Origin of the sequence: Streptomyces sp. NPDC048420 (genome assembly GCF_040651535.1) — a bacterium.
In the GTDB taxonomy this organism is placed as follows: Bacteria; Actinomycetota; Actinomycetes; order Streptomycetales; family Streptomycetaceae; genus Streptomyces.
Genome location: NZ_JBEZKG010000047.1, coordinates 1 through 8,199, shown reverse-complemented (window position 1 = coordinate 8,199; position 8,199 = coordinate 1). Strand labels below are relative to the sequence as shown.

The window sequence follows — 8,199 nt, the reverse complement described above, 5'->3', positions numbered from 1 at the left end:
ACCCAGCACGCCGATCTACGGTTCACCGGACCCCGATCACCCGCCAACCCGCTCCCCGGCGCTCCCGCTACGCCGTACCTTCGCGCCCGCCAGATCGGCCCGCGTGACCCTAGCCGACCTGCTTGGCCGCCGCCCGTCCCGCCGCGCGCCCCGAGAAGAGGCAGCCGCCGAGGAAGGTGCCCTCCAGCGCGTTGTAGCCATGGACGCCGCCGCCGCCGAAGCCGGCCACCTCGCCTGCCGCGTAGAGGCCTTCGACGGGCTTGCCGTCGGTGCCCAGGGCGCGGGAGTCGAGGTCGGTCTGGATGCCGCCGAGGGTCTTGCGGGTCAGGATGTGCAGCTTGACGCCGATCAGGGGACCCGCGGCGGGGTCGAGGATGCGGTGCGGGGTGGCGACCCGGCCGAGGCGGTCGCCGATGTAGCGGCGGGCGTTGCGGATGCCCTGCACCTGGGCGTCCTTGCTGTAGGAGTTGGCGATCTGGAGGTCGCGGGCCTCGATCTGGCGGCGGATCGTGGCGGCGTCCAGGAGGGCCTTGTCGGTGAGCCCGTTCATCTTCTCGACGAGCTGCTCCAGGTTCGGGGCGGTCACGAAGTCCGCGCCCTTGCGCAGGAACGCGTCGACCGGCCCCGGGGCGCCCTTGCCGAGGACACGCTCCTTGAGGAAGCCCGCGCGGTCCTTGGCGGTGATGTCGGGGTTCTGCTCGGAGCCGGAGAGCGCGAACTCCTTCTCGATGATCTTCTGGGTGAGGATGAACCAGGAGTGGTCGTGCTCCGCGATGTCCTCGGTGGTGCGCAGGCGCTCAAGGGTGCTGAGGGTGTCGTAGCCGGGCAGGCACGGCTCGGGCAGCCTGCGGCCGAGGGCGTCGAACCACATGGCCGACGGCCCGGGCAGGATACGGATGCCGTGCCCCGGCCAGATCGGGTCCCAGTTCTGGATGCCCTCGGTGTAGTGCCACATGCGGTCCCGGTTCACCAGGCGGACACCGGCTCCCGCGCTGATGTCCAGCATGCGGCCGTCGACGTAGGCGGGCACGCCGGTGACCATCTCGGCGGGCGGATTGCCGAGCCGCTCGGGCCAGTGGCGGCGGACCATGTCGTGGTTGGCGCCGATGCCGCCGGTGGTGACGACGACCGCCTGGGCGGTGAGTTCGAAGTCGCCGATCCGGTCGCGGTTGGAGGCAACCCCGCGCGCGGAGTTGTCCTCGGCGCGCACGGTCCCGCGCACGCCCCGCGCCGCGCCGTCCTCGACGACGAGCTCGTCGACCTGGTGGCGGTGGTAGAAGGTCAGCAGTCCGTCGCGCGCGGCCTGCTTGGCGTATCCGACGAACGGCTCGACCACCCCGGTGCCGGTGCCCCAGGCGATATGGAAGCGGGGCACGGAGTTGCCGTGTCCGTGGGCGGTGAGGTCGCCGCGCTCGGCCCAGCCGACGGTGGGCAGGAACTTGATGCCGTGCCCCTCCAGCCAGGACCGCTTCTCCCCCGCCGCGAACTCGACGTAGGCGCGCGCCCAGCGCACCGCCCAGGAGTCCTCGTCGTCGACGCGGTCGAACTTGGCGCTGCCCTGCCAGTCGTTCCAAGCGAGGTCGAAGGAGTCCTTGATGCCGAGACGCCGCTGTTCGGGGCTGTCGACGAGGAAGAGCCCGCCGAACGACCAGAAGGCCTGGCCGCCGAGGTTGGCGGCGTTCTCCTGGTCGACGAGCGCGACCCTCCTGCCGCGGCTGGTGAGCTCGTGCGCGGCGACCAGGCCCGCGAGCCCGGCTCCGACGACGATGACGTCGGCATCCATGGCGACCGTCCCTTCCCTCATACGGTGGTGTCGCTGCCGTCGGTGAGCAGCGCGGTGAGCAGTTGTTTGAGCCAGACCCGGGCGCGCTCGACGTCCCGGTCGAGCAGGAGTTGCACGGTGACCCCGTCGTAGGCGGCGACCACGGCGTGGGCGGCGCCCTCCACGTCCACCAGCACGGCGGGCAGTTCGGCGTCCCCACGCGTGCGTGCCAGCCGGTCGGCGATCGCCCGCCTGAGCCGCGCCCGGTGTTCGAGCAGGGTCTCGGCGACCTCGGGCGCGCGGGCGGCGTACACAAGGAAGTCGGTCTTGACCAGGAGCCAGTTCCGGTCGAGCAGCAGCACGTCGGTGACCCGGTCGACGGCGGCCGGTACGTCGAGGCCCGGCCCGTCCAGGGCGAGGGCCCCGGAGACCTGCTCCGCGATCAGGTCGGCCCGCTGCTGGTACAGGGCGAAGAAGAGCTCGTCCAGGCTGTCGAAGTTCGAGTAGAAGGCGCCCCGGCTGTATCCGGCGGCCTCGCAGACCTCCTCGATCGACACCCGCCCGAAGCCCTTGGCGGCGAAGACCGCGAAGGCCGCGTCGAGAAGGTTGGCCCGCGTCCGGACCCGGCGCCTGGTCACGCGCCTGGTCGTGTCGTCGATCGCCATGTTGGCCCCTCCGTTCGATACGGGAATGTATCGGATACAGCGATGTATCGAAAGAGTCGAACGCGTCGCCGGTTTTTTATTGGAACAGATATTCGAATGAGGGGTACGCTGTATGCATGACCGCGCACCTCCAGGGCTCCCTCTTCGACCAGACCGACCAGGTGCGGCTCGGCTCCCTCGACGGGATCCGCCGTACCGTGCTCGGCTTCGGCGCCTGGATCGACGTACTGCCCGGGTGGCTCAGCGGTTCCGATGCCCTGTTCGAACACCTGGCCGCCGAGGTGCCGTGGCACGCGGAGCGCCGCACGATGTACGACCACGTGGTCGACGTACCGCGGCTGCTCGCCTTCTACGGGGCGGAGGACAAGCTGCCGCATCCCGTGCTCACCGAGGCGCGGGAGGAGCTCACCGCGCACTACGCCGACGAGCTGGGCGAGCCGTTCGCCACGGCGGGGCTGTGCCTCTACCGCGACGGGCGGGACAGCGTGGCCTGGCACGGCGATCGGACCGGGCGGGGCAACCGGGAGGACACGATGGTCGCGATCCTCTCCGTGGGCGCGCCCCGCGATCTGGTGCTGCGCCCGGTGCGCGGCGGCCTGGACACCGTGCGCCGACCGCTGGGCCACGGCGACCTGATCGTGATGGGCGGCTCCTGCCAGCGCACCTGGGAGCACGCCGTACCTAAGACGACGCGCGCGACAGGACCGCGGATCAGCATCCAGTTCCGCCCGCACGGCGTGCGCTGAGGCAGAGAGGCGGCTGCTTCGGCTGCACGCGGGGGCTGCCTCCGGGAGTTGGGCGGGGTTCCCTCCGGGGGTTGGGCGGGGAGGACCGGGGAGGTGAGCGCCGACAAACCGGGGGCGGCGGCGCACGGAAGACAGAGGACGCCTACGCGAAGGCCGAAGGCCCGCGCCGAACACCCAGGGGACTGGACGGAACCCCGGCGGGAGTTGAGCCGGAAGGACCGGGCAGGGTGAACGCCGACAAACCGGAGACCGGCGGCAGCACAGAAGACAGAGGGGGACGACGCGAAGGCCGAAGGCCCGCGCTGAACGCCCAGGGGTCCGGTACGGAAGCCCGGTGGGAGTTGGGCGCGGGAGGGCAGGAGAAGTTGAGTGCTGGAAGACTGGTACCCGCCGCTCCGGATCGCCTCCGCGTCTGCTTTGCTGTGTGCCGTCGGGCAGTTACTCAGCAAGCGGGGCATCCATGAACGCGGGCGTGCAGCAAGTCGCGGACGGCATCCATCTCGTGCACGGCAGCAACACCAACTGGGTGATCCTGACCGAGGGGAACTCCGCCACGCTGATCGACACCGGCTACCCGGGCGACCGCGAACAGGTACTCGCCTCCCTCGCTGAGGTGGGCAGTTCACCGGAGGCGGTCACAGCCGTGCTCGTCACGCACGCCCACAACGACCACCTGGGCTCCGCCGAGTTCCTGCGCGGCACCTACGGCCCTCCCGTGTATCTGCACGAGGCCGAACTGCCGCACGCACGGCGCGAGTTCCTCCACCAGGTGTCGGTCGGGACGGTCGTGAAGAACGGCTGGCGGCCCGGCGTCCTGCCGTGGGCGGTGCACGCGATCCGCTCGGGCGGCACGGCCCATGTGCCGGTCGCCTCCCCGCAGCCGTTCCCCGCGGAGGGCGCCCTCGATCTGCCGGGCCGACCCGTGCCCGTGTACACACCGGGTCACACCGACGGACACTGCGCCTTCCACCTCCCCGATCGCGGGGTGGTGATCTCGGGCGACGGCCTGGTGAGCGCTCACCCGACCTCCCGGGTGAAGGGGCCCCAACTGCTGCCGGACATGTTCCACCACGAGCGCGCCCGGGCGGTCGCCTCACTGGACGTGTTCGCACAGCTGGAGGGCGACGTCCTGCTGCCCGGGCACGGCCCGGCGCACCGCGGTCCAGTCCGTGAAGCGGCACTTCAGGCCAGGGACCGCGCGCTCTAAGGTGAGGTGACGATCACCGGCGAGACAAGGACAGACCAGCCATGGCACTGCAGATCAGCGCTACGAACCCGGAGCACCCCGCGCTCCTGCTCGAACTGCCGTGGCACCTGCCGCTGGAGGAGTGGCCGGAGGAGGTCCTGGTCCCGCTGCCGCGCGGTATCTCGCGGCACGTGGTGCGCTACGCCCGCGCCGGCGACGAGGTCATCGCCGTGAAGGAGCTGGCCGAGCGCCCGGCGCTGCGCGAGTACGAACTGCTGCGCGACCTGGACCGGCTCGCCATCCCGGCGGTCGACCCGCTGGCGGTGGTCACCGGGCGCACCAACACTGAGGACGCCCCGCTGGAGTCCGTGCTGGTCACCCGGCACCTGGGCGGCTCCATGCCGTACCGCTCGATGTTCGAGACGACCATGCGACCCGCGACCATGCACCGACTGATGGACGCGCTGGCCGTGCTCCTGGTCCGTCTGCACCTGGCCGGATTCGCCTGGGGCGACTGCTCGCTGTCCAACACCTTGTTCCGGCGCGACGCGGGCGCCTACGCCGCCTATCTGGTGGACGCCGAGACCGGCGATTTGCATCCGCAGCTCAGCCCCGGACAGCGGGACTACGACCTCGACCTGGCCCGGGTGAACATCAGCGGCGAACTCCTCGACCTGGAGGCCTCCGGCGCGCTGCATCCCTCCGTGGACCCGATCGAGTTCGGCATGGAGATCTGCGCCCGGTACGGGAGTCTGTGGGACGAGCTGACCCGCAGGTCCGTGTACCCGGCGGGCAAGTACCACTTCATCGAGCGCCGGATCCGGCGGCTCAACGACCTCGGCTTCGACGTGGCCGAGATGCAGATCGAGCACGCACCGAACGGCGACTCGGTGACCTTCGTGCCGAAGGTCGTGGACGCCGGGCACCACCAGCGCCAGCTGCTGCGCCTGACGGGCCTGGACACCGAGGAGAACCAGGCCCGACGGCTGCTGAACGACCTGGAGAGCTGGATGGCCACCCAGGACGACTACGCCCCGGGCGACCCGCTCGGTGCCCGCCCCGAGGTCCTCGCGCACCGCTGGGTCCGGGACGTCTTCCGGCCGACCGTGCGGGCCGTACCGCTGGAGTTCCGCGGCTCGATGGACCCGGCCGAGATCTACCACCAGCTCCTTGAGCACCGTTGGTACCTGTCCGAGCGGGCCCAGCACGACATCGGGATCGACACGGCGGTCAAGGACTACATCGAGAACATCCTCCCCAAGGCGCGCGAGACCCTCGAACCCACCGGGGCCGAGTGACTCAGGAGTGCGGCACCACGGCGACCGGGCAGTCCGCGTGGTGCAGCACCCCGTAGGCGACGGAGCCGATCCGGGCGCCCACCGCGGTACGGCGGGCCCGCCGGCCCACGACCATCAGCTGGGCCCGAGCGGTCACCGACAGCAGTACCTGCCCCGCGCTGCCCATCTCGACGTGCTCGACGACGGGCACGTCGGGGAAGCGCTCCCGCCACGGCTGGAGCGCCGTCGCGAGGGCCTTCTTCTCGTACGGCTCCAGGCCTCCGGCCTCGTCGAGGAGCTTCAGCGAGCCGGGGCTGTAGGCGAACACCGGGGGCAGCGTCCAGGCCCGTACGGCCCGCACTGATGCTCCCCGTGCCGCCGCCGTCTCGAAGGCGAACCGAAGGGCGTCGGCGCTGTCCTGCGGGTCGCCCTCCTGGCCGACGACGATCTCGCGTCCGGCGGCCTCCGCGGTGGCCTGGTCACCGGCGCGCACCAGCACGACGGGCCGCTCCGCCTCAGCGATCACCTGCTGGCCCACCGAGCCGACGAGGAAGCCGACGACCGGCCCGTGTCCACGGGAGCCCAGCACCAGCAGCTCCGCTTCGGCCGCGGCGGCGACCAGCACATCGACACTGCCGCCCTCCACGACGTCGGTGGACACCTCGAGTCCCGTGTGCCGCCCGGTCACGGCCCGCACGGCCTCGGCCGTGGCGTCCCGCGCCCAGCCCGCCTGGGTGTCCCGGTCCCCCGCCTCGATCCCCTCGTACGGCTGGAACCGCCACGCGTGCACCACCCGCAGCCCCGTCCCGCGCCGGACCGCCTCCCGCGCGGCCCAGCCCAGAGCGGCGAGGCTCTCCTCGGTTCCGTCGATGCCTGCGGTGATCGGGCGCGTCATGCGCTGGCCTCCCCTTATCGCGGTGACGTCCGGCCCCAGTCTTCACTACGCTGACGAAATGACCTTGGAATGGGAACAGGTAATCGTGGACTCGGCCGACCCCGGTGCACTCGGGCGCTGGTGGGCCGAGGCGCTGGGCTGGGTGGTGGTCGAGGACGACCCGAACGAGTTCGAGATCCGCCCCGAGAAGGACCGGATGCCGGGTCTGCTGTTCGTGCCGGTGCCGGAGGCCAAGACCGTCAAGAACCGGCTCCATCTCGACTTCCGGCCGGACGACCACGAGGCCGAGGTGGCCCGTTTCCTGGCGCTGGGTGCGCGGCACGCGGACATCGGGCAGGGCGAGCAGTCGTGGGTGACGCTCCTCGATCCCGAGGGCAACGAGTTCTGCGTGCTGGGTTCGCGGCGGAGCTGACAGGAGCGAAGCAGGGCCATCGAACATACGATGGCTCAAAGGCGGCACGGCACCGAGCCGGCGCCGACCGGTGATCCGATCACTCGGGGTGGGAGACGTATGGCACAGACCGCGGACGCTGCGCGGACCGTCATCATGACCGTGGATGACGACCCCGGGGTGTCCCGGGCCGTCGCCCGTGACCTGCGACGGCGCTACGGCCAGTCGTACCGGATCGTGCGCGCGGAGTCCGGTGAGTCCGCGTTGGAGGCGCTGCGCGAGCTGAAGCTGCGCGGCGACCTCGTGGCGGTGATCCTGGCCGACTACCGGATGCCGCAGATGAACGGCATCGAGTTCCTCGAACAGGCCCTGGACATCTATCCGGGCGCCCGGCGCGTGCTGCTGACCGCGTACGCGGACACGGACGCGGCGATCGACGCGATCAACGTCGTCGACCTCGACCACTACCTCCTCAAGCCGTGGGACCCGCCGGAGGAGAAGCTCTACCCGGTCCTGGACGACCTGCTGGAGGCGTGGCGCTGCAGCGACTACCGGCCGGTGCCCGCCACCAAGGTGATCGGGCATCGCTGGTCGGCGCGCTCCTCGGACGTGCGGGAGTTCCTGGCCCGCAACCAGGTGCCCTACCGCTGGTACTCCACCGAGGAGCCCGAGGGGCAGCGGCTGCTGACGGCCGCGGGGCAGGACGGGCAGCGGCTGCCGGTGGTGATCACGGCGGACGGTACGGCGCTCGTCGAGCCGGAGGTGCCCGAACTGGCCGCGCAGGTGGGGCTGGCGACGACACCCACGGCCGACTTCTACGACCTGGTCGTCATCGGCGGCGGGCCGGCCGGTCTTGGCGCGGCGGTGTACGGGGCCTCGGAGGGGCTGCGGACGGTGCTGGTGGAGCGGTCGGCGACCGGCGGGCAGGCCGGGCAGAGTTCGCGGATCGAGAACTACCTCGGCTTCCCGGACGGGGTGTCCGGCGGCCAGCTCACCGACCGGGCCCGCCGGCAGGCGACGAAGTTCGGCGCCGAGATCCTCACGGCCCGTGAGGTGACCGGTCTGGAGAGCAGCGGGGCGGCGCGGCTCGTGCGGTTCGCGGACGGGTCGCAGATCGCGGCGCACAGCGTGATCCTGGCGACCGGTGTGTCCTATAAGCAGCTGGAGGCGCCGGGTGCCGACGAGTTGTCGGGCCGCGGGGTGTTCTACGGGTCGGCGCTCACCGAGGCCGCCGGCTGCCAGGGCCACGACGTGTACATCGTCGGCGGCGCCAACTC

At 71.4% G+C, this 8,199-nt stretch carries 8 protein-coding genes; 5 read left to right on the top strand and 3 right to left on the bottom strand.

Annotated features, from left to right (window positions below):
* Positions 1-109: 109 nt before the first annotated feature.
* Positions 110-1,783, bottom strand: coding sequence for an FAD-binding dehydrogenase (locus tag AB0D34_RS44720; protein ID WP_362673369.1), 1,674 nt, complete (start codon positions 1,781-1,783; stop codon positions 110-112).
* Between the two features lie 17 nt (positions 1,784-1,800).
* Complete coding sequence (locus tag AB0D34_RS44715) at positions 1,801-2,427, bottom strand: TetR/AcrR family transcriptional regulator (protein WP_362673366.1); 627 nt, start codon at positions 2,425-2,427, stop codon at positions 1,801-1,803.
* 116 nt (positions 2,428-2,543) lie between these two features.
* On the opposite strand from AB0D34_RS44715, the gene AB0D34_RS44710 reads away from it, so the two are divergent.
* The 3 genes from AB0D34_RS44710 (at position 2,544) to AB0D34_RS44700 (ending at position 5,657) form a co-directional block, all read left to right on the top strand.
* Complete coding sequence (locus AB0D34_RS44710) at positions 2,544-3,173, top strand: alpha-ketoglutarate-dependent dioxygenase AlkB (protein WP_362673364.1); 630 nt, start codon at positions 2,544-2,546, stop codon at positions 3,171-3,173.
* A 460-nt stretch (positions 3,174-3,633) separates the two neighbouring features.
* Positions 3,634-4,380, top strand: coding sequence for an MBL fold metallo-hydrolase (locus tag AB0D34_RS44705; protein WP_362673361.1), 747 nt, complete (start codon positions 3,634-3,636; stop codon positions 4,378-4,380).
* A gap of 41 nt (positions 4,381-4,421) precedes the next feature.
* Positions 4,422-5,657, top strand: a complete 1,236-nt coding sequence (locus AB0D34_RS44700; RefSeq protein ID WP_362673359.1) for a DUF4032 domain-containing protein — start codon at positions 4,422-4,424, stop codon at positions 5,655-5,657.
* 1 nt (position 5,658) lies between these two features.
* Here the strand turns inward: AB0D34_RS44700 and AB0D34_RS44695 are convergent, their stop codons facing one another.
* Positions 5,659-6,531 (bottom strand): universal stress protein, encoded by an 873-nt coding sequence (locus AB0D34_RS44695; protein WP_362673357.1) that lies wholly within the window; start codon positions 6,529-6,531, stop codon positions 5,659-5,661.
* Between the two features lie 58 nt (positions 6,532-6,589).
* Here AB0D34_RS44695 and AB0D34_RS44690 point away from each other — a divergent pair, with 58 nt between their 5' ends.
* The gene (locus tag AB0D34_RS44690) at positions 6,590-6,943 is read left to right on the top strand and encodes a VOC family protein (protein ID WP_362673354.1); all 354 of its coding nucleotides are present in this window, start codon (positions 6,590-6,592) and stop codon (positions 6,941-6,943) included.
* Between the two features lie 99 nt (positions 6,944-7,042).
* On the top strand, positions 7,043-8,199 hold a 1,157-nt coding region (locus AB0D34_RS44685), incomplete at its 3' end, for a response regulator (RefSeq protein ID WP_362673351.1).

Excerpts from the sequence above, each read along its gene's own strand:
- AB0D34_RS44720 (WP_362673369.1), bottom strand. The coding sequence starts at position 1,783 with ATGGATGCCGACGTCATCGTCGTCGGAGCCGGGCTCGCGGGCCTGGTC.
- AB0D34_RS44715 (WP_362673366.1), bottom strand. The coding sequence starts at position 2,427 with ATGGCGATCGACGACACGACCAGGCGCGTGACCAGGCGCCGGGTCCGG.
- AB0D34_RS44710 (WP_362673364.1), top strand. The coding sequence starts at position 2,544 with ATGACCGCGCACCTCCAGGGCTCCCTCTTCGACCAGACCGACCAGGTG.
- AB0D34_RS44705 (WP_362673361.1), top strand. The coding sequence starts at position 3,634 with ATGAACGCGGGCGTGCAGCAAGTCGCGGACGGCATCCATCTCGTGCAC.
- AB0D34_RS44700 (WP_362673359.1), top strand. The coding sequence starts at position 4,422 with ATGGCACTGCAGATCAGCGCTACGAACCCGGAGCACCCCGCGCTCCTG.
- AB0D34_RS44695 (WP_362673357.1), bottom strand. The coding sequence starts at position 6,531 with ATGACGCGCCCGATCACCGCAGGCATCGACGGAACCGAGGAGAGCCTC.
- AB0D34_RS44690 (WP_362673354.1), top strand. The coding sequence starts at position 6,590 with ATGACCTTGGAATGGGAACAGGTAATCGTGGACTCGGCCGACCCCGGT.